This window comes from Microlunatus parietis (genome assembly GCF_013407955.1).
GTDB lineage: Bacteria > Actinomycetota > Actinomycetes > Propionibacteriales > Propionibacteriaceae > Microlunatus > Microlunatus parietis.
In genome coordinates this window covers 2,588,424-2,614,957 of sequence record NZ_JACCBU010000001.1, presented here as the reverse complement: position 1 = coordinate 2,614,957, position 26,534 = coordinate 2,588,424, and the positions used below count along the sequence as shown (strand labels likewise).

Below are 26,534 nucleotides of genomic sequence, written 5' to 3'. Positions count from 1 at the left end.
CACACTGACGCCCATGGCCCCTGCCGTGCTGATGCACCAGGTGCCGTACTACGCGCAGTACGAGTCCGCCGAACTGGTGCCCGGACTGATCGCAGGCACCATCACGCCGGCCGACGATCCGCGGTGGTCCCGGTCTGGTGCGACGAACCGTGAGGAGTACGCGTTCTGGGCGTCGAGAACGTGCGGTGTCGCCTGTCTCCGGATGGCCTTGGGCCACTGGGGCTACGCCGTCCCACGGTCGGTGCCGCTGGCCCGGGACCTGTTCGTGGCGGGTGCCTACGTCCGCGACGGGAACTCCGTGAGGGGCCTGATCTACCGGCCGTTCGCCGATCACGTCCAGGCACGATGGGGCCTTCGCGCCCACGTCGAACCCACCTTGACCGCGGGTATGGTTCGCCGGCACCTGGCCGACGGCGGTCTCGCTCTGATCTCGGTGCACAAGGCGATCCGCGACCCGGGGACCACCCAGCCGCCTTCGCGGGGTGGTCACCTGGTCCTCGCCGTCGGCGCCACCGAGGATGCGCTGCTGATCCACAATCCGTCCGGGCTGCCGGGGACCTCTCAGCAGTACGCTCCCGTGTCCTGGGGCCGGCTTGCCGCGTTCTCGGCAGGTCGCGGCGTCCTGCTCGGTGATCGGTGGGACCGGTCGCCGACGGGAATACGCGCCACCGGCGCCCGGTTGTCGTAATGCGTGACTGATACCACTGCGCGCGATCGCGCCGACTTCTGGTTCGACCCGCTCTGCCCGTTCTGCTGGATCACGTCCCGCTGGATCCTCGAGGTGGAGAAGGCCCGCGACATCGAGACCAAGTTCCATGTGATGAGCCTCGCCGTCCTGAACGAGAATCAGGACATCCCCGAGGAGTACCGCACCGGCGTGGCCCGCGGCTGGGCGTTGCAGCGGGTCGCCATCGCGGCCACCCGGCTGAAGGGTGAGGAGATCCTCAGCCCGCTCTACACCGCCTACGGCACCCGGATCCACAACCAGGGCAACAAGGACTTCGCCGTGGTGATCAAGGAGTCGCTGGACGAGCTCGGGCTGCCCGCCGAGCTGGCCGAGGCCGCCGAGTCGACCGAGTACGACGAGGAGATCCGGGCCAGCCACCACGAGGGGATGGACAAGGTCGGCAAGGACGTCGGCACGCCGACCATCCACGTCAACGGTGTCGCGTTCTTCGGCCCGGTGATCACCCGGATCCCGCGCGGCGAGGACGCCGGCAGGCTGTGGGACGCCACGGTCACGCTGGCCTCGTTCCCGTACTTCTTCGAGATCAAGCGCGAGCGGACCGACTCCCTGCACTTCGACTGATCCATCACGCTCCCTGAGCCCGGATCCACCAACCCCGTTCGTGAGATGTCGCGATTTCTCTTGGCATCGCCCGCAACTGCTCGGTGCAACGTTGAACTCTCTGATGCGAAGAGAAATCGCGACACCCCGGCGCGGCCCGCCCGTGCGCGCACCACTTCCGTTCACCGCGCCCGTTGCGTCACGCTCGGAGCCCTGCATCACCGAGCGGACTGCTTGACCGGGAAACCTCGCCGGATTCGAGGTCACATCGTCCGCTCGGCGAGCTGCGCGCTCGCACCTTGCCGCGGCAGCCGCGACTTCGGCCAAGCCGCTTCGGTTGGCGTTCGGTGGATTCGGGCTGAGCTCGTCGAAGCAGGGCACGTTACGGCGCGCTGGTGGCAAGCCCGACCAGCGCGTCGTAGACGGCCTCGAACTCCTGGTTCGGCGTGGCCAGCGACGGGTCGGCGTCATAGGCGGCGACGATCCGTCGAGCTCCCTCCGCGTACGGCACGGTGCAGACGTACGACGGCACCACGGACTTGATCTTGGTGTTGTCGAAGACGACCGAGTGCGCCTTGTCGCCGAGCAGGCCCGGGCCGAGACTCGGCGCGTAGCGGGCGATGGTCTCCGACGAGACGTGCACCAGGTCCGGTTCGGCGCCGGCGGCGGCACCGATCGCGCGGTAGACCTGGTCCCAGGTGAGGGCCTCGTCGGAGGTGATCGTGAAGGCGTCCCCGACGGTGCGCCGGTCGCCGAGCAGCCCGGTGAACGCGACGGCGAAGTCGGAGCTGTGGGTCAGCGTCCACAGCGAGGTGCCGTCGCCGTGCACCAGGACCGGCCGGCCGGCCCGCATCCGGTCGATGTCGGCATGGCCGCCGAGCAGTGGCGTGCGCAGGTCGTCGTAGGTGTGCGAGGGGCGGACAATGATGGCCGGGAACCCCTCGCTCCGGTACGCGTTGATCAAGAGCTCCTCGCAGGCGATCTTGTCCCGGGAGTACTTCCAGAACGGGTTGTGCAGCGGCGTCGACTCGGTGATCGGCAACCGGCCGACCGGCTTCTGGTACGCCGACGCCGAGCTGATGAAGATGAACTGGCCGGTCCGTCCGCGGAACACCTCGATGTCGGCGGCGACGTGCTCGGGCAGGAACGCGACGAAGTCGACCACGACGTCGAAGCGGCGGTCGCCGATCGCGGCTCGGACCGAGTCCGGGTCGCGGGCGTTGCCGCGCAGTTCCTCGACCCTCTCGGGCAGTGGCCGCCGGGTCGTGGTGCCGCGGTTGAGCACGGTGAGCGTGATCCCGGCGTCGACCGCGCGCCGGGCGCACCAGCTGCTGATCGTGCCGGTGCCGCCGAGGAAGAGTACGGAGAGCGTCATGCCGGCCATTCTTCGCGAGGATCCGCCGGACGAGCCCTGACGGTAACCGGATTCCGAAACGTGGCGCAACGATTGCGAAAATCGGGAATCCGGGCGGATACTACGACCTGGCCCTGAGTACTCGACACGCCGGTGTTCGACCCACCCAGGCTCTTCATCTCGGGCGGAGGAACGGACATGTTGCGTCCCGCTGATCAGTCCGGCGACCCGTCGGCGCAGTCGTCGCTGTTGCGCGGCCTGGCGCTGCTCGACCTGTTCTCCGAACACGACGCAGAGCTGAGCATCAGTGAGATGGCCCGGCGCTCCGGCGTCCCGAAGTCGACCACCCACCGGCTGGTCGGCGACCTGGAACGCTGGGGCGCCCTGGAACGCGGGCCGCGCGGCATGCGGCTCGGTGTTCGGCTGTTCGAGCTCGGCCACCTGGTGCCGGACCATGCCAGGCTGCGCGAGCTGACCATTCCGTACGCGCACACGCTGAACGAGATCACCCGGCTCACCTGCAACGTCGCCGTGCCGAAGGGCTCGGAGATCATCTACATCGAGAAGATCTCGCCGCCGGCGCACCGGGTGAACCACTACCGGCCGGGCGGCCGGGCGCCGATGCACGCGACCGGACTGGGCAAGGCGATCCTGGCGTTCAGCTCGCCGGCCCTGGTGGAGGCGGTGCTGGCCGGCCCGCTGGAGGCCCGGACCGGGAAGACGATCACCCGGCCGGACCAGCTGCGCCGCGAACTGGCCCGGATCCGGGAGTCCCGGATCGCCTACGACGTCGAGGAATCCCGGCCCGGGCTGTTCTGCGTCGCGGCGCCGGTCTTCCACCGCCGCCGGACGGTGGTCGGCGCGATCTCGGTCACCGGCGCGACCGAGCTGGCCCAGGCACGGCAGTTCGCGCCGGTCGTCCGGTCTACCGCCATGGCGATCTCCCGGGCTCTGGACGCGGGTGGTGGCCGGCACCGGGCGGCTAGCTGATCACCGGCCCGAACGTCCGGGTCTCCGGATCGAACCGCGCGGCCGGGGTCTCGAACACGCCGGCGATCGCGCCGGACGTGATCAACTCCTCAGGCGTGCCGGAGCGGACCGTGCCGTCGTCGATCAACCACGCCGCATCGGCGGTCCGCAAGGCCAGCTCGACCTCGTGCGTCGACACGACGACGATCAGGCCCTGCTCGGCTGCCAGCTCCCGGAGCAAGATCATCAACTCGACCCGGGCGCCGACGTCGAGGAACGAGGTCGGCTCGTCCAAGATCAACAACTCCGGCTCGGTGATCAACGCCCGGGCCAGCAGCACCCGCTGCCGCTGCCCGTCGGACAGCTCGGCGAATCGGCGGTCGGCCCAGGGATGCGCGTGCAGCCGGTGCAGCACGCCGTCGACCAGGTCGCGTTCCCGGGCGCTCAGCCGGCCGGTCAGCCGCGCGTACGGATGGCGTCCCAACTGGGCCACCTCGCGGGCGGTGAGCAGGCCGGCGTCGACCCGGTCGGTCAGTACCACGGCCAGCCTTCGAGCCCGTACCGGAGCGGGGAGGTGGTCGATCGCCTGCCCGTTCAGGGTCGCACGGCCGGCCAGCAGCGGCTGCAGCCCCACGATCGAGCGGAGCAGGGTGGACTTGCCGGCGCCGTTCGGCCCGAGCAGCGCGGTCACTGTGCCGGCCCTGGCGTCGACGCCGATCCCGTCGGCGATGATCGCGGGGCCGGTCCGCAGCCGGTGCTGCCGGTAGCCGACCGCGACGCCGGACAGGCTGAGCAGGCGGTCCATCAGACCGCTCCGGCCGCGAGCCGGCGGGACCGGACCAGGACCACCAGCACCACCGGCACGCCGACCAGCGCCGACACGACATTCACCGGCAGCACCAGGTCGCCGGGCGGCAGCTGGGTGATCATGGAACACCCGACCGCGATGACCACACCGAGCAGCAGCGTCGCCGGCAGCAGGATCCGGTGGTCCGAGGTCCCGATCAGCAGCCGGGCCAGGTGCGGTACGGCGATGCCGAGGAAGGCGATCGGGCCGCAGTAGGCGGTCACCGCCCCGGCGATGATCGCGGTCGCCGTGATCGCGGTGTAACGGATCAGCCGGACCCGGACCCCCATCGTCACGGCGTACCGCTCACCGAGCAACATCGCGTTCAGGCTCTGGCTCAGGCCGAACAGGATGACCGCGGCGACGCCGACGATGATCATCAGCAGCACCAGGTCGCCGCGCGGCACCCCGCTGAACGACCCGAGGCCCCAGGAGATGAACTGCTGCAGCCGGGCCGGCTCGGCGAACGCCAGCAACAGGGACGTGATCGCGCCGACCGCCGACGACACCATCACGCCGATGATCAACAGCGTGATCACCGACGAGATCCAGCGGCCGAACAACAAGATCACCAGCAGCACGGCGAGCGCGCCGGCCGCGGCCGCGACCACCACGCCGGCCCGGCCGGCGCCGGTGATCGCCACGAAGCCGGCACCGACCGAGCCGCCGCCGAGGGTGACCAGGGCGACGCCGAGGCTGGCCCCGGACGAGATGCCGAGCACGTACGGATCGGCGAGCGGATTCGCGAACAGCGTCTGCATGACCAGCCCGGCCACCGCCAGCCCGGCGCCCGCCGTCGCTGCCGTACCGACGCGGGGCAGCCGGACCCGGTCCAGCAGCGTGGTCCAGACCGGATCGCCGGCGTCACCCGTGAACAGGAACCGGAGCACCGCCGGCACCGGAATGTTCACCGTGCCGACCGCCGCCGCGATCGCAACCACCGCGAGCGTGCCGACCGCCAGCCCGACCAGCACCAGCCCGAGCCGCACCGGCCGCCCCCCGGCCCGTGCCCCGACTCCGGAATCCCGCACCCCCCAGTTCCGCGCCCCCGAATTCCGCGTCCCCCAACTCCGCCGACCGGGCACAACAGCAGCGACACGCCGCAAAAACGGCTGCTTTGGTGACTGGTCGGCGGATGGGGTGGGGGTCACGAGAGGGGTTGGTAGAAGGTGAAGGCGTGGTCGGGCAGCAGGTCCGGGTTGGTGATCGCGACCAGGTCGGCCAGCGTGAGGTCGGGGCGCAGCACGCCGAGCTCGAAGTAGTTGTTGCCGCCGGCGTCGTTGAGCTGCTTGCTCGGCGCCCAGAGCTTGCCCGACTTGTACGCGGTGAACTCGGCCAGCCGCGGCTCCTCGGCGGTGGCCTCCTTCTTGGTCCGCCAGTTGGCCGTGGTGATCCACGTCTTGGCCTGCCCCGACTTGCCGAGCACGGCCTCCAGATCGGTGTTGATCGACCCGGTCGACGGGTCGTCCTGCCAGGGCCAGCTGCCGCCCGCGTCCTTGATCAGCTTCCCGGCGAAGCTGCCGCCGGCCGGGACCGACCAGACACCCTGGTAGGGCTGGCTGAGCACCAGGTCGACCGGTTCGGCGTCGGCCACCAGCTCCTTGGTCTTGGTGTAGTCGTCGCGGATCTTGTCGAAGATCGGGCCGGCCTCGGCCTCGGTGCCGGTCAGCGCCGCGAACAGCTTGAGCCACTCGGCCCGGCCCAGCGGGTCGGTCTCCAGGAACTCGCCGCCGCCGAGCACCCCGATCCCGGCGTCCCGGACCGTCGCGTAGGCGGGCGAGTCGGTGCCGTCGGTGATCAACACGTCCGGCTTCGCCGCCACGATCGCTTCCGCGTCCGGGGTCCCGGCGGCCGCGTACTCGGTCACTTCGGCGCCGGCCACGCGCTTCTTGGCCACCTCCGAGGAGATGTACGCCTTCGCGGCGACCCCGGTCACCGTGTCGAGCTTGCCGAGCACCTCGAGGGCGGGCAGGTGCGTGGTGGACCCCGAGAACAGGCTCTTCACCGGCGTCGTGATCACCTGCGCGCCGGCCAGCTCACCGGTCAGCTCGGGCTTCGGCGCTCCGCAGCGGAGCAGGACGTAGCTCTCCGGCTTGCCCCCGACGACCGGCTGCTTCACCGTCACGACCTGGTACGACCCGTGGTAACTGATCGTGAAATTGTCGGCGAACTCGAGCTGCTGCTTCTCGGGGAAATAGTCGGCACCGGGATCGAAGCCCTGAACGCAGCCGGCGCTGTCGACGCCGGCCGGTGCCGAGGACGAGGTCTGGGCCGGCGGCGCTGTCGTACCGCAGCCGGCCAGCGCGATCGTCGTCGCCGTGACCAACAACGCGAGCAGCCGCCCGCGGATGCCATGAGTTCTCAACTGTGCAAGGCCTTCCGGACCTCGGCCGCGGTACGGCCGGACGTGGATCCGGCGGACCGTCCCTCGCGGCGCCGGACGCCCGAGTCGGCGACCCGGGCACCAGCGGCAGGTTTTCGGACTCGTGGTTCCCGGTCGGGTACGACCTGCCGGCGGCCGCCGCTTCCCAGGCCCGCCTCACGGCTTCGCCCAGTGCGTTCGGCGCGGTCGCCGTCGCCACTCACCGCTGCGGGGCAGTTCCGGGTTCGCACCGGATTCCCTCCCCGCTGGCGGCGGTAAGTCTAACCGCGATTCCCGAGCAGCGAGCCGGCGCGGCGTCGGCGTCAGAGGTTCAGGGCGTCGCCCAGCGGCACGTTCGACCGGCGGACGATCCAGAGCCCGAGCAGCCCGACGAGGGCCGCGACGGCGATCAAGATCAGGAGCGCCGGCCAGGCCACGGGCGAGCCCTGCACGGTGAGCACGACGGCGACGACCGCCAACAGCGCGCTCACCCCGAAGCCGCCCCAGACGAGGATGCTGCCGACGATCGCGAGCACCGCCCGTTCGCGCTTCCCACCTTGTGCCATGGCCTCGACGCTAGCCCGGCCGACCTGGCCGGGCGCGGCCAGGGTGCGCCCGGCGGCGTTGGGTGCCCGCTGATCGACCGGACCGGGGCCTGACGTCGGTGTGGTCGTCGGTGGAAGCAGCGGCGCGGCTCGACGCCGCTGTCAGGGGGACGACCGGAGCCGCGGGCTGCACGGAGACGTTCCCGCGGGAACGTCGCGGTCGGTGCAACCACGGGAGCCGGTGCTGGGCGCGAGCCCCGGATGCCAGGTCCCGACCTTGTCCGCCGGTGGTCTGGGGAATCGCCTGGCACCGGCCGGAGGCGTTCCCGCGGGAACGCGAACTGGGTTGGGGTTCCTGGCTGGATCGCCGCGGCGTGCGGGGTGGCGCCGGCGTTCCCGCGGGAACGCCGCTGCCGGGTACGGCCCGGTCAGCCGGGTGCCTGCAGCCGAGCCGGTGATGCGGATCCTGATCTGGTCGGCGGGCCGGCTGCGGGGTGGCCGGGTCGGGGGTTCGTCCACAGCCAGATGGTCGAGCGGTCAGGCTCTGAGCGGGGCGCGGGGCGCGGGGCGCGGGGCGCAGGGCGCGGGGGCGCAGGGCGGTAGGGCGCGGGGGCAGGGCGGTAGGGCGCGGGCGCGGGGGCGCAGGGCGGCAGGTCGCGGCGGTCGCTCGGCGCGCCGAGGCGTCGCCCGTGCCGGTCGGGCGGGGCGTTCCCGCGGCAGCCTCCCGGCCCGGCGGCCTCAGCCACGCCGCCGAGCCGGGTCCGCGTTCGGCCGTCGGTCGGGGGATGGGGAGTCGGTAGGCCTGGTCCGGAGCTGTTTGGTCGAGACGGTCTGGTCCGCGACGGGAATGTGGGGCAGGTCGCGGCGCCCGCTCGGCGTTCCGAGGCTGTTCCCGCGCCCCGGGCGAGGTGATCGGCGTCGATTCGCGTGTCCTGGCCGCGCCGGTCCTCCCCACCGCCGGAGTTGCCCGCTACCGAAGATCTTGCGGTACGCCGGCGAGAGCGCGGATCGGGCTCAAACCGAGCGGACTCCTTGACCGCCCGGCAGCCGCCCCGCGGGCGGCCATTCCGTCCGCTCGGTGAGTCAGGGTTTCGCGCCGACGGGAGATCTTGCGGTCGAGCCATGGCCGGGCGTTAGGAGGGTGGGTTCGGCGCGGGTCGTACCCCCAGGGATCAGTCGGCCCAGGGGCCGTAGCCGCCGATCCGGTCCACGGCATAGCGGACCACGTAGCCACGCGTCCGCGGCTCCGGGAACTCGAGGTTCGGGTCGACGTACACCTTGGTCCACCGGTTCAGCAGGTCCCAGGCGTCGTCGGTCTCGACGACGGTTCCGCGAGCCCGCAAGGTCACGTACGGCCTCGCCAGCTCACCGGGCGTGCCCGGCGCGAGGAACGACAGCACCGCGCGCGGATCGCGTTCGAGGTTGCGCAGCTTGCGGATCCGGCCGAGGTGGGCCGTCACCAGGTCGTCCCCGTCCAGGCCGGTCCAGACGACGGACACCTGGGGACTGCCGTCCGGGTTGATCGTGGTCAGGTGGACCAGCGGGCCGGAGTCGATCAGGTCGCGGAGGTCATCGGGCAGCGTCAGGGTGCTCACGAAGTCGGCAACCGCGACGGGTGGGACGGTTATTCCACACCGCCCCGACGCTCCGGCATGATGTGGCGATGCCCAACGGAAAGCCCGGTGATCATCCCCTGACCGACATCCTGGTGCACGGGTTCACGGTCTTCGGCTCAGAACTGGACGGCCTGATCCGCGAGATCGACGACCTGGGCGGCACCGAGGAGCTGGCCCGCGAGGTGAACCTGATGGACTTCGATCCGCGGTTCGGCGCCGATGTGGCCGACCGCGCCGAGCTTCGGGATCGGTTGATCACCCTGCGCAATCGACTCCGCGCCGGCTGAGCCGGGACTCACCAGCCACCGCCACCGCCGCCACCGACCCCGCCGCCTACGCTGCCGCCGCCACCGAAGCCGCTGCCGCCGCCGGAACCGGAGGACGCGGCCGTCATGGCGGCGCTGCTGGCGCTGGAGAAGGCGTCCAGGCTGCTGCTGAAGCCGCCCGAGCCGTAGAACGCCGCGGCCCCCAGGTACGGGCCGACGTACCAGTCCGGCTGCGGCACGTCGTGACCCCGAGCGGCCAGGTCGGCGAAGATCTTGGCCCAGCGGTCCGCGACCCCGAAGACGATCGCGTACGGGAGGTAGCGGGAGAACAGGTCCTCGCCCTCCTCGAACTTCAGCTGGTCCGCCTCGGCGGTCTCCAGGTAGAGCCGGAAGCCCTTGGCCTGGTCCAGCATCGCGGTGCCGGTGGCGGTCCGGGCCGGCATCCGGCCGGCGAAGACGAAGGTCATCACGCCGAGCAGGACGATGCCGAGGCCGACGATGCCCCAGCCGATCGTCGCGGCCAGGACGGCGGTCACGATCCCGCCGAGCACGACGATGCCGCAGCCGGCCAGGATCCAGAGACCGCGGACGGTGCCGGGATTGGCCTTGAACCAGCCTCGCTCGGTGACGTCGGCGAGCAGCTTGGCCGGCACGGCGGCCTTGGTCAGCCCGGCCATCGCCTCCGTCATCCGGATCGGGCTGCCCTTGTCGAACAGGCCGTTCAGCGCCGCGGACTCGTACCCGCGGAGTTGGTCGGAGCCGCCCAGCCGGGTCAGTTCCCAGTCCTTGCCGCCGGGCAGCTTGGAGCCGGGCTCGGGTTCCACCTCGGCGATCCGCAGGTGCCCGCGGACCGCGAGGTCGATCACGGTCGCGGTGACGTCGCGCTGCTGCGCCTTCTCGTCGATCAGGGCGCCGACCTCGCCCGGCCGGGCGTCGTCCGGCGGCGTGAACCGAACCGCGACCGGACCGCTGCTGCCACCGACCGTGGTCGCGGCGCCCTCCGTGCCGGCTGCCGGAATCAGGCCCGGGGTCAGGCCGGCGAACCGTTCGTCCCGGCCACGCCGGCGCGCCAATGCGGCCAAGCCGCCGGTGCCGAGGGCCGCGATCAGGGCGCCGCCGCCGACGGTGATCGGGTTGGCGGTGAACGTGTTGCCGAGATGGTGCCGCTTGGTCAGGATCGGCTCGGCGCCGACGAAGGTGCCGCCCGGCCAGCCGGCGACGATGGTCATGCCCTGGCCTTCCGGCACCTCGGGCGCCGAGAACTGCGAGCCGTTGCCGGATCTGGACGCGCCGCACTGCTGCTGGCTGCCGGCCTCGCCCGCGAAGCATTCGACGGCGGAAAGCCCGGCCGGACCGTTCACGGTGATCGACACGTTCTGCAGTGGCACCTTCCAGCCGCTGATGACATTCCAGTTCAGCTCGTCCAGGCCGGAGCCGGCAGCTCGGGGATTCACCAGGCCCCGGATCGAGTACTCGACGTGGTACGACTGCAGACCGGAGACTTCTTTGTTGTCGTCGCCGATCCTGACCGCGAGCAGACCGTCACTGGTCTCGGTGTCGGTATCAGTCGGTGCGCCGGTGCTGCTGGTGACGACGCCGAGCTCGATCGGGAAGCTGCGCCAGTGTTCGGAATCGCCGGGTATCTCCTGCCGCGAAGGCAACAGCAGGTACGGGCCGTGACCCTCCTCGTTGCCGAAGTCGAAATCGAAGTCGAGGCTGATCTTGGCGGTGCCGTCCTCGGCCACCTGAACCGCCATCGCATACTTGGTGACCGCCCAGTCCTCCCCCTCGGCGGCGGCCGCCGGTGCCAGCGCGAGCAGGCCTGCGATGGCCAGGCCGAAGGCTGCGATCAGGCGGACGAGGCTGGCGCCGGGAGACCGTTTCACCTCCCCCACGATAGGACACCGCGTGTCGCCGAACGGGGATGACAGATGTCATGGGTAACCGCTGACATTGCGGCCGGGCCCTTCAGTACGTACGGCAGCACACTGAACCTCGTGAATGCCTCCGAACCCGCCCTGGCACTGACCGGCGTCCGCAAGTCCTACGGCCCGGTGACCGCGGTCCGCGGCGTCGACCTGCGGATCGAGCCGGGCGAGATCGTCGCCCTGCTGGGGCCGAACGGGGCCGGCAAGTCGACCCTGAACGAGATGATCTTGGGCCTGATCCGGCCGGACGCCGGCCGGGTCCGGGTCTTTGGCAGCGACCCGCTGACCGCGGTCCGGGACGGTCGGGTCGGCGCCATGCTCCAGGCGGGCGCGTTGCTTTCCGACTGCACAGTCCGCGAGCTGCTGGGCCTGATGCACGGCCTCTACGCGCACCCGCTGCCGCTGGACGAGGTGATCGAACGGGCCGAGCTGGCCGGCTTCCTGAAGACTCGGACCGAGCGGCTGTCCGGCGGCCAGGCGCAACGGGTCCGGTACGCGCTCGCGCTGCTGCCCGATCCCGAGTTGATGATCTTGGACGAGCCGACGGTGGCGATGGACGTCGAGCTGCGGCGGCGGTTCTGGACCTCGATGCGCGACGTCACCGCGGGCGACCGGACCGTGCTGTTCGCGACGCACTACCTGGAGGAGGCCGACCAGGCCGCCGACCGGATCGTCGTCCTGGCAGCCGGTTCGGTAGTCGCCGACGGCTCCGGCGACATGATCAAGTCGCGGGTCAGTGGCAAGATCATCGGGCTCGCCGCCGACCCCGCGCTCGATCTGGAGTTGATCAGCGCCCTGCCCGGCGTGGTCCGGGTGGCCCGGGTCGGTGCCCGGCTGGAACTGACCTGTGACGACTCCGATCGCGCCCTCCGCGCGCTGCTGGAGCGTCAGCCTGCGGCCCGCGAGATCGAGGTCACCGCGGCCAGCCTCGAGGACGCGTTCCTCGCCCTGACCACCGAGGAGCGCGTCGCATGACCACCACGACGTCGACTGTGACCACGCCTCGCTCCCGTACCGCGGTGCGCGGGCCGGGCCTCCGCCCGGTGCTCCACTACACGTGGCACAGCACGTACCTGACTGCGAAGAACGTCGGGTACGTGATCTTCACCTTCACCCTGCCGCTGGTGATGTACGTCCTCTTCTCGCAGCTGTTCGGCTCGGCGCCGTCGGAAGCCGGCGTCGACTACTCGGCGCTGATCATGGTGTCGATGGGCAGCTACGGCGCGCTCGGCGCGGCGATGAGCGGCGGCGCCTACCTGGCTGTGGAACGGAAGTCGGGCTGGTTCCGGCAGCTCGGCCTGACCGCGTTGCCGCCGCAGTCGTTCCTCTGGGCCCGCGCCGCGGTGACGATGATCTTGGTCCTGCCGTCGGTGCTGGTGGTCGATCTGGCCGGCTTCCTGATCGGCGGCGTCCGGGCCCCGCTCGGGGTCTGGCTGGCCTCGATCGGCCTGGTCTGGATCGCCCTGATCCCGATGATCGTGCTCGGACTGGTGATCGGTCTCTGGGTGAAGACCGAAGCCGTCGGCGGGCTGACCACACTGCTGCTGATGGCACTCGCCCTGCTCGGCGGGCTGTGGCTGCCGCTGGAGCTGATGCCTTCGACGCTGCAGCTGATCGGGCGTGCCCTGCCGTCGTACTGGATCGGGGAACTGGGCCGATTCCCGTTCCTGCCCGCCGGCACCGCGTTTCCCTGGGTCGGGATCGCCGTGCTCGCCGGCTGGGCCGGGTTGCTGACCCTCCTGGGCGCGCTGGGCTATCGTCGAGCCATCGCCAGCAGCAGACGGTGATTTCGACCCGTTGCTGTGCAGGACCTCGCGGGGAGGCCGGGCGAGTAGTTGGAGGAGTTCGGTGGCGAAGGTGCGGAAGCGGGCGCGGCCGTTCGGGATCGGCGAGGATCCCCGGGCCGCTCCCGGGGCACGAACCGACTGCGAGCCGGCGCGGCCGCTGACCCTGCGCCGAGCCTGGCAGAACGGGCTCTGGATGTACCTGCTGGGGCTGGTCTTCCTGGCCCTGCCGCTGTCCAGCCAGGTGCAGCAGGGTGGACCGGAACTGTTCTGGATGAGCCTGTTGATCAGTGCGGTCGCGGTGCTCTACCTGGTCGCGCCATGGGTCTGCGACGCCCCGATCTGGGGCCGGGTGATCTACCTCGTCGTGTTCACCATCGTGCTGTTGTCCATGATCCCGTTCATCGAGTACCAACTCGTCTACTTCGGCGTCTATCTGGCGATCCTGCTGGCCACCCAGCTGCCGTGGCGGATCTCCCGGGTCGCGATCCCGATGCTGGTCCTGCTGATCCTCGGCACCGGGGCACTGTTCCGGGACTGGGTGTCGGTGATCATCGCGGCGATGTCGCTGGTGGTCGGCTTGTCGATCGCGATGGGGATCGAGAACTCGCGGATCGACCGCCGGCTGCGGGTCGCCGAGAAGCGAGTCGCCGGGCTCGCCGTGGTCGCTGAGCGGGAACGGATCAGCCGCGACCTGCACGACATCCTCGGCCACTCGCTGACCGCGATCTCGATCAAGGCCGGACTGGCCCGGCGGCTGCTGACCGCCGACCCGGCCGCCGCCGGACCGCAGATCGCCGAGGTGGAGCAGCTGGCCCGGCAGGTGCTGTCCGACCTGCGCAGCACCGTGTCCGGCATCCGTGAGGTGCGGCTGGCCACCGAGCTGGCCAGTTCCCGGTCCGTGCTCAGCGCCGCCGGGATCCGGCCCGAGCTGCCGATCGCCGTACCGCTGCTGCCGGACCCGATCAGTGAACTCTTCGGGTACGTGGTCCGCGAGGCCGTCACCAACGTGGTCCGGCACAGCGAGGCCACCCGGTGCACCATCGTGCTGCAATCGGACCGGGTGCAGGTGATCGACGACGGCATCGGCCATCCAGGAGGGAAGTACGGCTCCGGGCTGACCGGCCTGGCCGAGCGACTCAAGGAATCCGGCGGGACGCTGGAACTGCTGCCCGCACCCGGCGGCGGCACGATGCTGGTGGCCGATCTGCGCTCGCCCGAGTTCCGCGAGTTCGAACGGAACCGGCTGAAGGTCGGTTCATGATCACGGTGCTGGTGGCCGACGACCAGGCGCTGATCCGGCAGGCCTTCACCGCCCTGCTCGGCCTGGAAGCCGACCTCGAGGTGATCGGCCAGGCGGCCGACAGTGACGAGGTGCTGCGGGCCGTGCAGCGGCAGCCGCCGGACGTGATCTTGATGGACGTGCAGATGCCCGGTCCGGACGGCCGAGGCGAGGACGGCATCGCCGCGACGGCCAAGATCACCGCCTCGTTCCCGAAGACGAAGGTGATCATCCTGACCACCTTCGGGCGGCCCGGCTACCTGCGCCGGGCGATGGAGGCGGGCGCGGTCGGCTTCATGATCAAGGACGCGCCCGCCGAGCAGCTGGTGGACGGGATCCGCCGGGTGATGCGGGGCCTGCGGGTGGTCGATCCGACGCTCGCCGTGGACAGCCTGCGGCTCGGGGCGTCGCCGTTGACCGAGCGGGAGGCCGAGGTCCTGGCGGCCGCGGCGGAGGGCGGCTCGACGACCGCGATCGCGAGATCCGTACACCTGTCCGAGGGGACCGTCCGCAACCATCTGTCCGCGGCGATGGGCAAACTCGGCGCCGGGAACCGGGCGGAGGCGGTCCGGATCGCCACCGAGTCCGGCTGGCTCGACTGACCGGGTGGCTGGACCGCAGGGCGCCCGCTAAGGTACCTCGGGGCGAGCGATGGGCGCGCTCTCGTTTCTCGGTTATCGCTTCATCCTCGAAGCAGGGGGTTTGACGTGTTCAATCGCAGGCGGGTCGCGACGAAAACTGCCGTCCTCGCAGTGTCTGCCCTGATGCTCTCGGCCCTGGCGGCCTGCGGCACCACCGTTCGGGTGAACGGTGCCGAGGTGGACAGCAAGGTGCCGTTCCTGACCATGATCGAGACGGCCTGGCGGGACGGCTCGGCGACCGACCAGTACTCCCAGCAGGCCGCGGAGACGCACTGCTGGCTGCTCCGCGAGCCGGACTCCGGGACCCTTCAGCCCCGGGCGCTGTGCGGCCCGATCCGGCACCTGCGGGACCAGGGCAAGCCGGGCGTCTTCGACGAGGTCACCTTCCAGCCGCAGGCGGTCGGCAACAAGGAGGTGACCGTCGATCCCGACTCGATCGAGATGGCCGCGACCGGGGTCGAGGTGCCGGAGGGCGTGGAGCTCTACCGCCCCGACGGGAAGAAGCCGGCCGCGGCCGATCAGGTGCCGGAACCGCAGGCGCCCAAGGCGGAGCCGGGCATCGTCGCGCTGGGCGACCCCGGTCAGATCGCGAACGCGGGTTCGCCCAAGGCCGGCGTGATCATCGCGCCGTCGGACCAGGTCGAGGTGACCCGCTTCGGCGCGGTGGACCGGCTGGTCGCCGAGGGCGAGGTCCCATTCTACGTGCCGGCCGACGGCGAAGAGTTCCTGGCGCTGACCGTCACCATCGGGCCGCGGGCGGACGTCAACCGGGGCAAGAGCACCGAGGCGGCCTACTCGATCCGGGCGGAGGGCAAGACCACCGACCTGAAGGACTTCTTCGAGCTCGACGGCGGCTACGGCACCCCGAAGTCGGACACCAAGACGATCATCGTCTCGGTGCCGAAGGGCAAGGACGCCGAGCTCGTCGTCGGCGTCTCCGGGGTGGACCAGACCATCTCGGTCCGGACCGGCGAGCGAACCTCCAAGACGGCGTCGGCCTACTACCTGGCCAAGTCCGAGTTCGGGGTGAACAAGCAGTTCGCCACCCAGAAGGCCGCCAACGGGACCTTCGAGTACCAGCACGGCGTGACGTTCACCAAGGCGGTGTTGAGTTCGTTCGACGCGGACAAGGGCTGGGCGCCGGAGGGCCAGCTGTGGCTCGAACTGCACTGGGACAACGCGACCTCGCAGAAGTCCGGTAAGGATCCGTACGCCTTCGAGGACCCGACGTTCGACGCGGACAAGTCGATGCAGGTCGCGGCGGACGGCAAGCCGGGCAAGATCATCGAGGGCCTGCCGGTCTACTCCAACTACTCCAACGACCCGTACGTGCTGGTCCAGATTCCCGAGGGGACCAAGGCGATCAAGGTGACCTACGCGCCGCAGGGCACGTTCGCCACCGACTCGTACGGGGCGCAGGCCGAGTCCGTCCAGCCGAAGAGCGGCTCGTTCGCGTTCAAGACGCCGTTGGTCTTCGACGTCAACTTCTCCTAAGGTTCGCTGAATGGGGCGGGTGATCGTTTTCGGTTCGTTGAGCCAGGATCTGCACCTGGCGATGGAACGACACCCCGGGCCGGGGGAGACCGTGATGTCGGGCGACATCGAGTACCGGTTCGGCGGCAAGGGTGCGAACCAGGCCGTCGCCGCTGCTCGGGCCGGCGCGCCGTCGCTGTTCATCGGCCGGGTCGGCGACGATCCGCACGGCCGGGAGTACGTGGAGCGGCTGGGCCGGTACGGCGTCGACACCAGCCGGCTCGCGATCGACTCGACCGCACCAACCGGGACCGCGATCATCTACCTCAACCGGGACGGCGAGAACATGATCGTCGTCGCCCCCGGCGCCAACGCCCGGGTCAGCCGCGATGATCTTGCCCTGCTGGACGACTGCGGACCCGGCGACGTCTTGATCGTGCAGCTCGAACTCGATCTCGAGGTGGTCGCCGCCGCGGTCCGCAAGGCCGCCGGGCAGGGCGCCCGGGTGATCATCAACACCGCGCCCTACGCGGCGTTGCCGGCCGACGTGCTGGACCTGGCCGACCCGGTGATCGCCAACGAGCACGAGGCCAAGCTGCTGGCCGACGCCGGGGCCCGGCCGCGTTCGCTGTTGATCACGCTGGGCACCGACGGGTCTCGCTGGGGCGAGCTCACGGCGCCGGCCGACCGGGTCGAGGTGGTCGACACGACCGGCGCGGGAGACGCGTACTGCGGCACGCTGGCCGCCCGGCTCTGCCTCGGCGACGATCCGGCGGCGGCGATGCGGGCGGCGAGTGCCGCGGCCAGTCGGAATGTGACCCATCCAGGTGCCCAGCCGCCGCTGCCGGAGGCCTGAGGAAAGCGTTGATCAACTCCGGTTGCGGGTGATCAACTCCTCGCCGATCGTGACCAGCTCGCGGCGGACCGGTTCCGGCCCGAGCACGTCGACCGCGGCGCCGAATCCGGCCAGTTGTTCGGCGACGGACCGTACCGTGTGGGCGGCCACCACCAGCCGAGCCCGGCCGGCCGGCACCTCGGTCTCGCCGTCGGGGTGGCAGTGCTGGCCGAAGATCCGCTGCAGGACGGGCACCAGGCGCTGATCGACCTCGATCGTGGCGGCGACCAGGGACCGGCGCCGCTCGAGCTCCGCCGACACCTCCTGCCAGGCCGTCGTGAGGTCGAAGTCGGCCGGCCGGTCGGCGGGCTCCTCGGTCAGCCGTACGTCGAGCATCCGGTCCACCCGATAGGTCCGCCGGCCGCGCTCGGTGCCGGCGATCAGGTACCAGAGATCACCCTTCGCGACCACGCCCCACGGGTCGACCACCCGTTCCCGGCCCTGGTAGTCGAAGGCGACCCTGCGGCGCCGGACCACCGCGCGCTGCAGCACCTCGACCGGCGCCGGCCGGTCCCGCCGGCGCTCGCCCCAGCCGGCCGGGTCGACCGTGACGGCCTCCGCCGCCTGCGCCGCCTCGGCCCGGAACGTCGCCGGCAGGGCCCGGGTCAGCTTGCGCAACGCGGTCCGGATCTCCGGCGTCAGCGACGCCGCCGGCCCGAGCAGCAGGAACAACGCCTGCGCCTCGGTCTCGGTCAGCCCACTGAGATCGGTCCGCGCCCCGCCGACCAGCGACCAACCGCCGCCCCGGCCCGGCTGCGGATAGACCGGCACCCCGGCCGTCGACAACGCCTCCAGGTCCCGCCGGGCCGTAGCCACCGAGACCTCGAGCTCCGTCGCCACCTCGGCCGCCGTCACCTTCCCGCGGGACTGCATCAGCAGCAGGGTCGCGACCAGCCGATCAGCACGCATACCCCCAGCATCTCGCACAAACTGCTCACCCCCTGACCCCTTTCCCCAAACCCGCCGACCGGGCACAAAAGCAGGCGTTTTGACGGCGTGTCGCTGCAGAAGTGACCGGTCGGTGGAGGGGAGAGGGTGGCAGGCAGAAACCGGCCGGGTCGCGGGTCAGCACACCGTCCCAGGTCCACCTGGGTCTGAACCACAACGCGCGCCGGACCCGACGGTCCTCGGACTCGCGTTATCAGCCGGCCACCGCGGAGCACGCCCGTACTGGTTCGCTGCCGCGGCGATGATCACCGCGATCGCCGTGCTGGCGACCGGTGGCGGGCGACCGGCCCTAGCGACCGGGCCGAACCGGAGGCCGCGATCGAGGGTGCCACGGTGCTCACCGCGGCCGACGCCTGACCGTGCGGGCCGGCGCCGGTCAGCCCGCTCGCCTCGGCGGCCCGGAGTCGAGACCGCCGACTCACCTCGCTGATTGGCACGACTTTGCACTTTGCTCGCATGGAGTACCGGTTTCTCGGCGTTCGAGCGCCGGCAAACAGCAATTCCGTGCCACTCGCCCATCGCGACGTACGCTCAGCGATCCGCGGTCGCCACGATCGGAAGCCTCGACCGCGCCGCGGGTCACCCCGGCGCGTTGAGGACTTCCGGTGGGCGGAGCGGTGAGGTGTGGCGCCTTGGCTCGAGTGGCCCAGCGGTCGGCGGAAGCGACGCTCGCGTGGGGACGGGTCGCGCGGAGTTCGGGTCGCTCACACCCGATGTATCCGGGCCGCGCGTATCCCGCGACGCGTAGCGCCCGCGCGTGTCCGCTCGCACTCGAGGAATCCTCGGTCCGAGCTTGGCGATCTACTGGTAGAGGACGCTGGCGATCTTGGGGTCGTCCAGGTTGGTCTTGTCGTACCAGTACGAGCCGGTGTCGATCACCTTCTCCGGCGTCTGACCCTCGATCGCCTTCACCGCGGACTCGACGGTGGACCGGCCGATCCCGATCGGGTCCTGGGTGATCGCGCCGGCCATCACACCGCTCTTGATCGCGTCGATCTGGGCCTTGCCGGAGTCGAAGCCGACGATGGTGAGCTTGCCCGGTTGCAGGTTGAGCTCGCCGACGGCGTTGACGATGCCGATGGCGGAGCCCTCGTTGGTGCCGTACAGACCCTTCAGGTCGGGATGGGCGGCGATCATGGACTTCGCGATGTCGGACGACTTCAGATGATCACCGTCGCCGTACTGGGTGTCGACGATCTCGATCTTGGGGTACTTCTCCTTCATCCGGTTGATGAAGCCGTCCCGTCGCTCGACGGCGGTCGAGTTGACCTGGCTGTGCGCGACGACGGCGATCTTGCCCGCCTCGCCGATCAGCCCGGCCATGTGGTCGGCGGCGAGCGCCCCGGCGGCCTCACTGTCGGTCTTGGAGATGTTCAGCGGCACGTCGGAGTCGCAGCCGGCGTCGAACTCGACGACCGGGATGCCCGCTTGCTTGGCCGCGTCCATCAACGGGATGCACGCCTTCGGGTCCAGCGCGGCGAACCCGATCGCGCCGGGCTTGCGGTCGATCGCCGCCTGGAACATCTGCAGCTGCGCGTCCACCTCGGTCTCGGACGCCGGGCCCTCGAACGTCAACTGGTAGCCGAGCTCGTCCGCCTTCTCCTGGGCGCCCTGCTTCACCGCCTGCCAGAACTGGTGCTGGAAGCCCTTGGAGATCAGGGCGATCGACTTCTTGTCGCCGCCGCCGGCGCCGGGGTCGGCACCCTCGGTCACGGTCGTGCCGCTGGTGCAGCCGGCCACCGACGCCAGCAGTACGGTCAGCCCCGCCACGATGGTTCGTTGCAGATTCATCGCTCAAACTCCTTTGTTTCGTACGTTCTCGTCCGTCACCCCGTGCTGCTGCGCCGGTGCCGGAGCGAGTCGGTGAACACGGCGACCAGGATCACCAGCCCGACCACGACGTTCTGCCACTCCGGCTGGATGGCGAGGATCCGCAGTCCGTTGATCAGCACCGACATGATCAGTGCTCCGATCAGCGTACCGACGATCGACCCGCGGCCGCCGAGCAGTGAGGTCCCACCGATGATCACCGCGGCGATCGCCTGCAGCTCGTAACCCACGCCCAACTGCGGCTGGGCCGAGTTGAGCCGCGCCGCGATCACCACGCCGGCGACGCCGGTGAACAGCCCGGCCAGGCTGTAGATCATGATCTTCCAGGCCCGGGTGTTGATGCCGGACAACCGGGTGGCCTCCTCGTTGCTCCCGATCGCGTACGTGTAGCGGCCGAGGATCGTCTGGCTCAGGATCACCCAGGCCACTGCGGCCATCGCGAACAGGATCACCACCGCCATCGGCAGCGCGACCCCCGGGATAGCCACCGCCAGTGCGATCTCGCGGAAGCCCGGTACGCCGCTGAAGTAGATCGGCCGGACGCCCGACACGACCAGCGCGAGCCCCTGCGCCACCAGCATCATGGCCAGCGTGGCGATGAACGGCGGCAGGCCGAGGATGGTGATGTTGACGCCGTTCAGGAAGCCCATCAGGGCTCCGGTCAGGATGCCGCCGATGACGCCGAGCGGCAGCGGCAGCCCGGCGTTGACGATCAGGATCCCGGTCACCACGGAGCACAGCGTCATCCCGGTGCCGATGGACAGGTCGATCCCGCCGGTGATGATCACGAAGGTGGTGCCGAGGGCGAGGATCCCGATCACGGCGGTGGAGAGCAGGATGCCGACGATGTTGCTGACCGTGAAGAAGTTGCCGCTGGCGACCGAGAAGAAGATCACCAGCACGATCAGCGTGCCGAAGGCCAGCAGTTGCTGCAGGCCGCGCCGCACCAGGGCGGGGAACGTGGCTCGGCGGCCGGCGTCCAGGGCGGCGGCGTCGGCGTCCAGCGGGGTGCTCACCGGTGGTCCTCCTTCTGCTGGGCGGGTTCCGCGGGTTCGGGCTCGACGGCCTCGATGGTCGTCGGCCCGTGGAACTTGGTGGCCAGGGCCATGATCGACTCCGAGTCGGCGTCGGCATTGTCCAGGATTCCGGTGATCCGGCCGCCGGCCATCACCACGATCCGGTGCGAGAGGCGTAGCACCTCGGGCAGTTCGGAGGAGATCACGATGATCGACTTGCCCTGGTCGGCGAGCTCGTTGAGCAGGCCGTAGATCTCCTCCTTGGCGCCGACATCGATGCCTCGGGTCGGCTCGTCGAAGATCAACACGTCGCAGTCGCGGGCCAGCCACTTGGCGATCACGATCTTCTGCTGGTTGCCGCCGGACAGGTTGAGGGCTGCCGTGTCGATCGACGGCGTCTTGATCCGGAGCAGGTCGACGTAACGGCGCGAGGTGCGCCGGCCGCGTCCGGCGGCGACGAAGCCGAGGGCGTTGGTGTAGTCGCGCAGCGAGGCGAGCAGCACGTTGGAGTTCACGGTCCGCTCCAGCATCAGGCCGTAGCGCTTGCGGTCCTCGGACAGGTAGCCGATGCCGTGCCGGACCGCGTCGGCCGGGTGGTTGATCCGGACCGGCCGCCCGCCGACCAGGACCCGGCCGCCGCTGTGCCGGTCGGCGCCGATGATCGCCCGCGCGGTCTCGGTCCGGCCCGCCCCGACCAGCCCGGCGAAGCCGAGGATCTCGCCGCGGCGTACCGCGAAGGACACGTCGCGAAGGAGCCGCGGCGTGGACAGCCCGATCACCTCGAGGCCGTACTCCTCGGCTGCCGGTGCCGAAGCCGGCCGGACGGCCGTCGTGATCGTCCGGCCGACCATCTCCGAGATGATCATGGAATCGTCGACCTCGTCCATCCGGTGGTCGGCGACGTGCCGGCCGTCGCGGAGGATGGTCACCCGGTCGGCGATCCGGCGCAGTTCCTCCATCCGGTGCGAGATGTAGATGATCCCGACGCCGCTGTCGGCCAGGGTCCGGATCAGGCCGAACAGGACGTCGGTCTCCGCCTCGGACAGCGCCGACGTCGGCTCGTCCATGATCAGCACCCGGGTGGCCGGGAACGACATCGCCTTGGCGATCTCCACCATCTGCTGCTGGGCGACGGTGAGCGAGCCGACCGGCGCCCGCGGATCGAGCATGATCCCGGTCCGGTGCAGCAACCGGTCGGTCTCGGTGATCAACCGCCGCTCGCTGGTGAAGATGCCGGCGGTGCGCGGTTCCCGGCCGATGTAGAGGTTCTGCGCCACCGTGAGGTGCGGCATCAGGTTCATCTCCTGATGGATGATGCTGATCCCCAGGTGCTGCGCGGCCCGGGGACTGTTGATCATGACCGGACGGCCGTCGAGCAAGATCGCCCCGGCGTCGGCGGTGTAGCCGCCGGACAGGATCTTCATCAGGGTCGACTTGCCGGCGCCGTTCTCGCCGACCAGGGCCAGCACCTCGCCGGCGTCGAGCCGGAACGACACGTCGGCCAGCGCCTGCACACCGGGGAAACTCTTCGAGATCGACGTGACCTCGAGCAGTCGACTCACGGAATCACTCCCACCTGCGTCCCCGGGGCGGTCTGACGTATGTCAACGTATCAACGAACGTCGGAATCTCGTAGAGGAGTGGACATGCTGAAGAACATCGATCCGTTGCTGACCGGGCGGCTGTTGAAGCACCTCGACCAGTTGGGGCACGGGGACGTGTTCGGCCTGGTGGACCGCAACTTCCCGGCCTATCGGTACGACCGCCCGGTGATCGATCTGCGCGCCGCGACGACCGAGACCGCCGCTGCGGCGCTGCTCAGCGTGTTTCCCCTGGACTCCTACGTCGATCACCCGATCCGCCGGATGGAGATCGATGATCAACCGGACGTGATCAACGAGGCCGCCGCCGCCTTGCAGCGGGCCGCCGACGCAGCCGAGGGGACCACCGTCTCGATCCAGGGCGTGGAGCGGTTCGAGTTCTATCGCCAGGCCGCCGAGGCGCGCTTCCTGGTCCAGACCGGCGAGACGATCCCGTACGCCTGCTATCTGCTCAAGAAGGGCGTCGTCTGAGCGCGGAGCTGCCCGCCGGTCGGTGATCACGGCCCGGAAGCGGCCGAGCAGCCGGTCCATGATCAACACCTCGACCCCCGGGCTGACCGGACTCCTGCTGCGCGGACCGTAGAGTCGGCCGGGTGAGCGCAGCGAGCAGCCCCGAGCCGGTGAGCATCCCGGCCTCGGAACGGGTGTTCTCGCTGATCCTTGCCGAGGGCCCGATCTCCCGGGTCGCCATCGCGCGCCGGACCGGCCTGTCCCAGGCCGCGGTGACGAAGCTGGCCAAGCCGCTGCTGGCGGCCGGCTACCTGGAGGAGACGGCCGACCGGGAGCGAACCGGCCCGGGTGCCGGGCGGCCGGCCAGCCCGCTGCAGATCCGGGCCGAGCGCGAGTTCTTCGTCGGGATCAAGCTGACCGAGTACCACCTGATCGGCGTGCTCGCCGATCTCCGGGCCGATGTCCGGGCTCGGCTGACCCGGGACCTGAGCCGGCGCGACCCGGCCGGCACGGTCACTCAGCTGGCGGCGATGGTGGATTGGCTCCGTCGGGCCGAACCGAGGTTCCACGAACGCAGCAGCAGCCTCGGCGTCGCGGTGTCCGGCGACGTCGACCGGCGCCGCGGCCTGGTCGGCTACTCGCCGTTCCTCGACTGGCACGACGTACCCCTGGCCGCCATGATCGGCGAGGCGACCGGGATGACGGTCACGATCGAGAACGACGTGAAGGCGCTGACGGTCGGCGAGCAGTGGTACGGCGCCGGGGCCGGGGTCGCCGACTTCGCGGTCGTCACGCTCGGCCAGGGGATCGGCAGCGGCCTCGTGCTCGGGAACCGCCTGCACAGCGGTGCGTACGGCGTCGCGGGCGAACTCGGCCATACCCCGGTCGGCGGCGACGAACCGCCCTGCCGCTGCGGCGGGCGCGGCTGCGTCGAGGCGATCGCGTCCTCGGAAGTGATCACCGCCGAGGTGCGGCGAGCGACCGGCAGCACCAGCCTCGGCTTCCCGAACGCGGTCCGGCTGGCCGAGTCCGACGACCCGGTCGTCAAGCCGATCTTCGACCGGGCTGCGGCCGCCGTCGGCCGGGCGATCGCGACGCTGGCCAACCTGACCGGGCCGGAGCGGATCGTCGTCGCCGCCGACAACCGCGACCTGGCCGGCTACCGCGGCTTCCACGATGAGGTACGGCGTTCGTACACCCAGCAGGCGTTCGGCTCCGCCGGCCACAGCGACCTCGTCTTCGTCCACCGCCCCCTCGACGCCTGGGCCCGAGCCGCCGCCGTCATCGCCCTCCAGGCCCGCCTCGCCCGCTGACCCTTCGAGGCCAGAGCTCGTGAGAGCCACAACGCCCCCTGAGCTTGTCGAAGGGCAAGGGCCCCTGTGCCTTGGGTCCTTCGACAGGCTCATCAAGAGCGCCGGCCTGAAGGACACCTATCTGTTGATCAAGGACCTGAAGGCCTGGCAGCACGGACCGGCGACGCCGCCGGTGCAACTGCCGCCGCCGGACACCTCACCCGGGGCCTACGAGGCGGAGCGGGTCGGCAACGTCTACGAGGGCGCCGCCGAGCCGGTCTACTGCAAGCTCTGCTCCGGCGGCAAGAAGATGATCAACATCGGTGGCAATGTCTACGACTTCGCCACCGTCAAGGGGATCCTCTCGACCGAGGCGGCGACCAAGCAGCTGACCGTGCACGCGATCGTCGACGGTACGCAGACGTACCGCATCAGTGTCAACGGCGCCGACTCGATCGAGTTGATCATGACCGGTACCCCGGACCGGGTCAGCACCGCGACCCTGCCGGTGCCGTTGATCAACGGCATCAACACGATCCGGTTCTACCACCACCAGGCCCGGGCGCCGGAGCTGGACAAGATCGTGATCAGCTAGCGAAACGCCTCGACATCGCGTCCGCTCTGCTCCTCGATGCCGTACTTCGCGATGTAGCCCCAGCAGTCCGGCCGGGAGCCGTCGACGTCGGTGACGCCGTATTCGTCGGCCAACTGGCGGGCGGTGAGCACCCGGCCGGCGAACCGCGTCGTGCCGGGGTCGGCGGCCAGGGCCGCGAGGCCCCGCGCGACGTAGCTCGGCGACTCCGAGATCGCGAAGCCGGGGGTCTCCCGGCAGGCGTCCCGCCAGGTCTGCTCGGTGACGCCGAAACCCTCCAGCATCGCCTCGGAGCGCAGCCAGCCCGGCGTCACGCCGAGCGCGGTGACCGGGTGGCCGGCGAGTTCGGCGGTGAGGTTCCTGATGATGCGGTCGACGCCGGCCTTGACGAAGTCGTAGTAGAAGCCGACCCCGGCCCGATAGTTCGCGTTGAACTCCGAAGTGCCGTCGGTCATCTCGATCAGCACCCCGCCGTCGTCGCGGAGCAGCAGCGGCAGCGCGAACCGGCAGGTGATCACGTGGGTGTCCAGGCCCATCCGCAGCATCCGGAGACCGCCGGCGAGATCGTGCTCCCACAACGGCTTGTCCCACTGGGCGTAGCGGTCACCGCCGAACGCGTCGTTGACGAGGACGTCGAGCCGGCCCCGCTCCTGCTCGACCCGCTGCACCAGGGCCGCCACCTGGTCCGGCTCGAGATGGTCGACCCGGGCGCCTTCGCCGGACCCGCCGGCGGCCCGGATCAGGTCGCCGGTCTCCTCGATCGTCTCCGGACGGCCGATCTCCGACGGACCGTGGACCCGACTGCTGCGGCCGGTGGCGTAGACGTAGGCACCGGCGCGGGCCAGTTCGACCGCGATCGCGCGGCCGGCGCCGCGAGTGGCGCCGGCCACCAGCGCGACCCGGCCGGCGAGCGGCTGATCCTGGTTCACGACGTTTCCTTTCCTTTCCTGGTTCTCGGCACGGGGTCGGCCGGGCTGGCGGCGACCTCGCGCACCATGACGCAGTTGCCCAGGCCCTTGGGCCGGTCGTAACTGAATCCCTCGCGCTCGTACATCGTCCGGGTGCCGTTGTAGAGGAACGACGAGTTCTTCTTCCGGACCCCGCGGGTGTCGTGCGGGTAGCCCTCGACGATCCCGCCGCCGGCCCGGGCGATCAGGTCCACCGCTCCGCGGAGGGCGAGCGCGGCCAGGCCCCGTCCGCGCAGGCCCCGCTCGACCAGGATGCAGGTGATCCGGTAGTCGGGGAGCCGGTCGGCGGTGGCGAGATACTCCTTGCGGTGATGGATGCCGGGCAGTTCCTCGGGGGTGCCGTACTCCGCCCAGGCGACGGCCCGATCGCCGTCGTAGACCAGCGCCGCGTGGGCGATCCCGTCGGCCACCAGCCGCTCCTTCCGCGCCCGGGCGTCCACCCCGGAGTCCTCCGCGCAGACGGGATGGAACTTCGTGCACCAGCAACCGGCGAACATCCCCCCGTTCCGCTCGACCAGCGCGGCGAAGTCGCCGAACGTCTCCGGCCCGAGCGCCTTGATCGTGAAGTCGGCCATACCGGCACGGTA

Annotated in this window: 26 protein-coding genes and 1 riboswitch; of the genes, 13 read left to right on the top strand and 13 right to left on the bottom strand. The window is 70.5% G+C overall.

Annotation, left to right across the window (positions count from 1 at the left end):
• Positions 1–13 precede the first annotated feature (13 nt).
• Together BKA15_RS12510 and BKA15_RS12505 are read left to right on the top strand one after the other, a co-directional pair.
• Entirely contained in the window at positions 14–688 is a 675-nt protein-coding gene (locus tag BKA15_RS12510; RefSeq protein WP_179751212.1) for a cysteine peptidase family C39 domain-containing protein, read from the top strand.
• A 3-nt stretch (positions 689–691) separates the two neighbouring features.
• Positions 692–1,309, top strand: a complete 618-nt coding sequence (locus BKA15_RS12505) for a mycothiol-dependent nitroreductase Rv2466c family protein (protein WP_179751210.1) — start codon at positions 692–694, stop codon at positions 1,307–1,309.
• A 361-nt stretch (positions 1,310–1,670) separates the two neighbouring features.
• Here the strand turns inward: BKA15_RS12505 and BKA15_RS12500 are convergent, their stop codons facing one another.
• Entirely contained in the window at positions 1,671–2,663 is a 993-nt protein-coding gene (locus tag BKA15_RS12500; RefSeq protein ID WP_179751208.1) for an SDR family oxidoreductase, read from the bottom strand.
• 177 nt (positions 2,664–2,840) lie between these two features.
• Here BKA15_RS12500 and BKA15_RS12495 point away from each other — a divergent pair, with 177 nt between their 5' ends.
• Positions 2,841–3,632 carry an IclR family transcriptional regulator gene (locus tag BKA15_RS12495; protein ID WP_179751206.1) on the top strand — a complete coding sequence of 264 codons (792 nt, stop codon included), beginning with the start codon at positions 2,841–2,843 and terminating at the stop codon, positions 3,630–3,632.
• Here the strand turns inward: BKA15_RS12495 and BKA15_RS12490 are convergent.
• The 5 genes from BKA15_RS12490 to BKA15_RS12470 form a co-directional block, all read right to left on the bottom strand.
• A complete protein-coding gene (locus BKA15_RS12490; protein ID WP_179751204.1) occupies positions 3,625–4,416 on the bottom strand; it encodes an ABC transporter ATP-binding protein in 792 nt (263 codons plus the stop codon). The two genes, BKA15_RS12495 and BKA15_RS12490, sit on opposite strands and share 8 nt — an antisense overlap.
• Positions 4,416–5,447 carry a FecCD family ABC transporter permease gene (locus tag BKA15_RS12485; protein WP_179751203.1) on the bottom strand — a complete coding sequence of 344 codons (1,032 nt, stop codon included), beginning with the start codon at positions 5,445–5,447 and terminating at the stop codon, positions 4,416–4,418. Before BKA15_RS12485 ends, BKA15_RS12490 begins: the two co-directional genes overlap by 1 nt.
• 158 nt (positions 5,448–5,605) lie before the next feature.
• On the bottom strand, positions 5,606–6,823 hold the full coding sequence (locus BKA15_RS12480; RefSeq protein ID WP_218871257.1) for an ABC transporter substrate-binding protein: 1,218 nt from the start codon (positions 6,821–6,823) through the stop codon (positions 5,606–5,608).
• 86 nt (positions 6,824–6,909) lie between these two features.
• A riboswitch (cobalamin riboswitch) is annotated at positions 6,910–7,125 on the bottom strand.
• Between the two features lie 18 nt (positions 7,126–7,143).
• Positions 7,144–7,386 (bottom strand): hypothetical protein, encoded by a 243-nt coding sequence (locus BKA15_RS12475; protein WP_179751201.1) that lies wholly within the window; start codon positions 7,384–7,386, stop codon positions 7,144–7,146.
• Between the two features lie 1,151 nt (positions 7,387–8,537).
• On the bottom strand, positions 8,538–8,960 hold the full coding sequence (locus BKA15_RS12470; protein WP_218871256.1) for a PPOX class F420-dependent oxidoreductase: 423 nt from the start codon (positions 8,958–8,960) through the stop codon (positions 8,538–8,540).
• A gap of 68 nt (positions 8,961–9,028) precedes the next feature.
• Between BKA15_RS12470 and BKA15_RS12465 the strand changes: the two genes are divergently transcribed.
• Complete coding sequence (locus BKA15_RS12465; RefSeq protein WP_179751199.1) at positions 9,029–9,268, top strand: hypothetical protein; 240 nt, start codon at positions 9,029–9,031, stop codon at positions 9,266–9,268.
• An 8-nt stretch (positions 9,269–9,276) separates the two neighbouring features.
• On the opposite strand, the gene BKA15_RS12460 is transcribed toward BKA15_RS12465, so the two are convergent.
• Positions 9,277–11,133, bottom strand: a complete 1,857-nt coding sequence (locus BKA15_RS12460; protein ID WP_179751197.1) for a DUF2207 domain-containing protein — start codon at positions 11,131–11,133, stop codon at positions 9,277–9,279.
• A gap of 111 nt (positions 11,134–11,244) precedes the next feature.
• Here BKA15_RS12460 and BKA15_RS12455 point away from each other — a divergent pair, with 111 nt between their 5' ends.
• From BKA15_RS12455 to BKA15_RS12430, 6 genes are all read left to right on the top strand, one after another.
• The gene (locus BKA15_RS12455; protein ID WP_312878982.1) at positions 11,245–12,150 is read left to right on the top strand and encodes an ABC transporter ATP-binding protein; all 906 of its coding nucleotides are present in this window, start codon (positions 11,245–11,247) and stop codon (positions 12,148–12,150) included.
• Complete coding sequence (locus BKA15_RS12450; RefSeq protein WP_179751193.1) at positions 12,147–12,962, top strand: ABC transporter permease; 816 nt, start codon at positions 12,147–12,149, stop codon at positions 12,960–12,962. The genes BKA15_RS12455 and BKA15_RS12450 overlap by 4 nt, the downstream gene beginning before the upstream one ends.
• Before the next feature lie 61 nt (positions 12,963–13,023).
• Positions 13,024–14,223: a sensor histidine kinase gene (locus BKA15_RS36845; protein ID WP_179751191.1), complete on the top strand. Its 1,200-nt coding sequence runs from the start codon at positions 13,024–13,026 to the stop codon at positions 14,221–14,223.
• Positions 14,220–14,843: a response regulator transcription factor gene (locus BKA15_RS12440; RefSeq protein ID WP_179751189.1), complete on the top strand. Its 624-nt coding sequence runs from the start codon at positions 14,220–14,222 to the stop codon at positions 14,841–14,843. The genes BKA15_RS36845 and BKA15_RS12440 overlap by 4 nt, the downstream gene beginning before the upstream one ends.
• 162 nt (positions 14,844–15,005) lie before the next feature.
• Positions 15,006–16,376, top strand: a complete 1,371-nt coding sequence (locus BKA15_RS12435; RefSeq protein ID WP_179751187.1) for a hypothetical protein — start codon at positions 15,006–15,008, stop codon at positions 16,374–16,376.
• 10 nt (positions 16,377–16,386) lie between these two features.
• Complete coding sequence (locus tag BKA15_RS12430) at positions 16,387–17,211, top strand: PfkB family carbohydrate kinase (protein WP_179751185.1); 825 nt, start codon at positions 16,387–16,389, stop codon at positions 17,209–17,211.
• Between the two features lie 12 nt (positions 17,212–17,223).
• On the opposite strand, the gene BKA15_RS12425 is transcribed toward BKA15_RS12430, so the two are convergent.
• The 4 genes from BKA15_RS12425 to BKA15_RS12410 form a co-directional block, all read right to left on the bottom strand.
• On the bottom strand, positions 17,224–18,159 hold the full coding sequence (locus tag BKA15_RS12425) for a helix-turn-helix transcriptional regulator (RefSeq protein ID WP_179751183.1): 936 nt from the start codon (positions 18,157–18,159) through the stop codon (positions 17,224–17,226).
• An 840-nt stretch (positions 18,160–18,999) separates the two neighbouring features.
• Positions 19,000–19,989 (bottom strand): ABC transporter substrate-binding protein, encoded by a 990-nt coding sequence (locus BKA15_RS12420; RefSeq protein WP_179751181.1) that lies wholly within the window; start codon positions 19,987–19,989, stop codon positions 19,000–19,002.
• A gap of 35 nt (positions 19,990–20,024) precedes the next feature.
• Positions 20,025–21,044 carry an ABC transporter permease gene (locus BKA15_RS12415; protein WP_218871254.1) on the bottom strand — a complete coding sequence of 340 codons (1,020 nt, stop codon included), beginning with the start codon at positions 21,042–21,044 and terminating at the stop codon, positions 20,025–20,027.
• The gene (locus BKA15_RS12410) at positions 21,041–22,606 is read right to left on the bottom strand and encodes a sugar ABC transporter ATP-binding protein (RefSeq protein ID WP_179751179.1); all 1,566 of its coding nucleotides are present in this window, start codon (positions 22,604–22,606) and stop codon (positions 21,041–21,043) included. The genes BKA15_RS12415 and BKA15_RS12410 overlap by 4 nt, the downstream gene beginning before the upstream one ends.
• A gap of 84 nt (positions 22,607–22,690) precedes the next feature.
• Here BKA15_RS12410 and BKA15_RS12405 point away from each other — a divergent pair, with 84 nt between their 5' ends.
• The 3 genes from BKA15_RS12405 (at position 22,691) to BKA15_RS12395 (ending at position 24,982) form a co-directional block, all read left to right on the top strand.
• On the top strand, positions 22,691–23,116 hold the full coding sequence (locus tag BKA15_RS12405) for an RbsD/FucU family protein (RefSeq protein WP_179751177.1): 426 nt from the start codon (positions 22,691–22,693) through the stop codon (positions 23,114–23,116).
• Positions 23,117–23,238: 122 nt separating this feature from the next.
• Positions 23,239–24,408 carry an ROK family transcriptional regulator gene (locus BKA15_RS12400; protein ID WP_218871253.1) on the top strand — a complete coding sequence of 390 codons (1,170 nt, stop codon included), beginning with the start codon at positions 23,239–23,241 and terminating at the stop codon, positions 24,406–24,408.
• A 124-nt stretch (positions 24,409–24,532) separates the two neighbouring features.
• On the top strand, positions 24,533–24,982 hold the full coding sequence (locus BKA15_RS12395; RefSeq protein ID WP_179751175.1) for a carbohydrate-binding protein: 450 nt from the start codon (positions 24,533–24,535) through the stop codon (positions 24,980–24,982).
• On the opposite strand, the gene BKA15_RS12390 is transcribed toward BKA15_RS12395, so the two are convergent.
• Both BKA15_RS12390 and BKA15_RS12385 read right to left on the bottom strand, forming a co-directional pair.
• Positions 24,979–25,908, bottom strand: coding sequence for an SDR family oxidoreductase (locus tag BKA15_RS12390; protein WP_179751173.1), 930 nt, complete (start codon positions 25,906–25,908; stop codon positions 24,979–24,981). The genes BKA15_RS12395 and BKA15_RS12390 overlap by 4 nt on opposite strands.
• Entirely contained in the window at positions 25,905–26,522 is a 618-nt protein-coding gene (locus BKA15_RS12385) for a GNAT family N-acetyltransferase (protein ID WP_179751171.1), read from the bottom strand. The genes BKA15_RS12390 and BKA15_RS12385 overlap by 4 nt, the downstream gene beginning before the upstream one ends.
• Positions 26,523–26,534: the final 12 nt, after the last annotated feature.

What these genes read in the sequence shown, in the direction of transcription:
- BKA15_RS12510 (WP_179751212.1), top strand. Translation starts at nt 14, where the DNA reads ATGGCCCCTGCCGTGCTGATGCACCAGGTGCCGTACTACGCGCAGTAC.
- BKA15_RS12500 (WP_179751208.1), bottom strand. Translation starts at nt 2,663, where the DNA reads ATGACGCTCTCCGTACTCTTCCTCGGCGGCACCGGCACGATCAGCAGC.
- BKA15_RS12495 (WP_179751206.1), top strand. Translation starts at nt 2,841, where the DNA reads ATGTTGCGTCCCGCTGATCAGTCCGGCGACCCGTCGGCGCAGTCGTCG.
- BKA15_RS12490 (WP_179751204.1), bottom strand. Translation starts at nt 4,416, where the DNA reads ATGGACCGCCTGCTCAGCCTGTCCGGCGTCGCGGTCGGCTACCGGCAG.
- BKA15_RS12475 (WP_179751201.1), bottom strand. Translation starts at nt 7,386, where the DNA reads ATGGCACAAGGTGGGAAGCGCGAACGGGCGGTGCTCGCGATCGTCGGC.
- BKA15_RS12465 (WP_179751199.1), top strand. Translation starts at nt 9,029, where the DNA reads ATGCCCAACGGAAAGCCCGGTGATCATCCCCTGACCGACATCCTGGTG.
- BKA15_RS12450 (WP_179751193.1), top strand. Translation starts at nt 12,147, where the DNA reads ATGACCACCACGACGTCGACTGTGACCACGCCTCGCTCCCGTACCGCG.
- BKA15_RS12440 (WP_179751189.1), top strand. Translation starts at nt 14,220, where the DNA reads ATGATCACGGTGCTGGTGGCCGACGACCAGGCGCTGATCCGGCAGGCC.
- BKA15_RS12435 (WP_179751187.1), top strand. Translation starts at nt 15,006, where the DNA reads ATGCTCTCGGCCCTGGCGGCCTGCGGCACCACCGTTCGGGTGAACGGT.
- BKA15_RS12430 (WP_179751185.1), top strand. Translation starts at nt 16,387, where the DNA reads ATGGGGCGGGTGATCGTTTTCGGTTCGTTGAGCCAGGATCTGCACCTG.
- BKA15_RS12425 (WP_179751183.1), bottom strand. Translation starts at nt 18,159, where the DNA reads ATGCGTGCTGATCGGCTGGTCGCGACCCTGCTGCTGATGCAGTCCCGC.
- BKA15_RS12420 (WP_179751181.1), bottom strand. Translation starts at nt 19,989, where the DNA reads ATGAATCTGCAACGAACCATCGTGGCGGGGCTGACCGTACTGCTGGCG.
- BKA15_RS12405 (WP_179751177.1), top strand. Translation starts at nt 22,691, where the DNA reads ATGCTGAAGAACATCGATCCGTTGCTGACCGGGCGGCTGTTGAAGCAC.
- BKA15_RS12385 (WP_179751171.1), bottom strand. Translation starts at nt 26,522, where the DNA reads ATGGCCGACTTCACGATCAAGGCGCTCGGGCCGGAGACGTTCGGCGAC.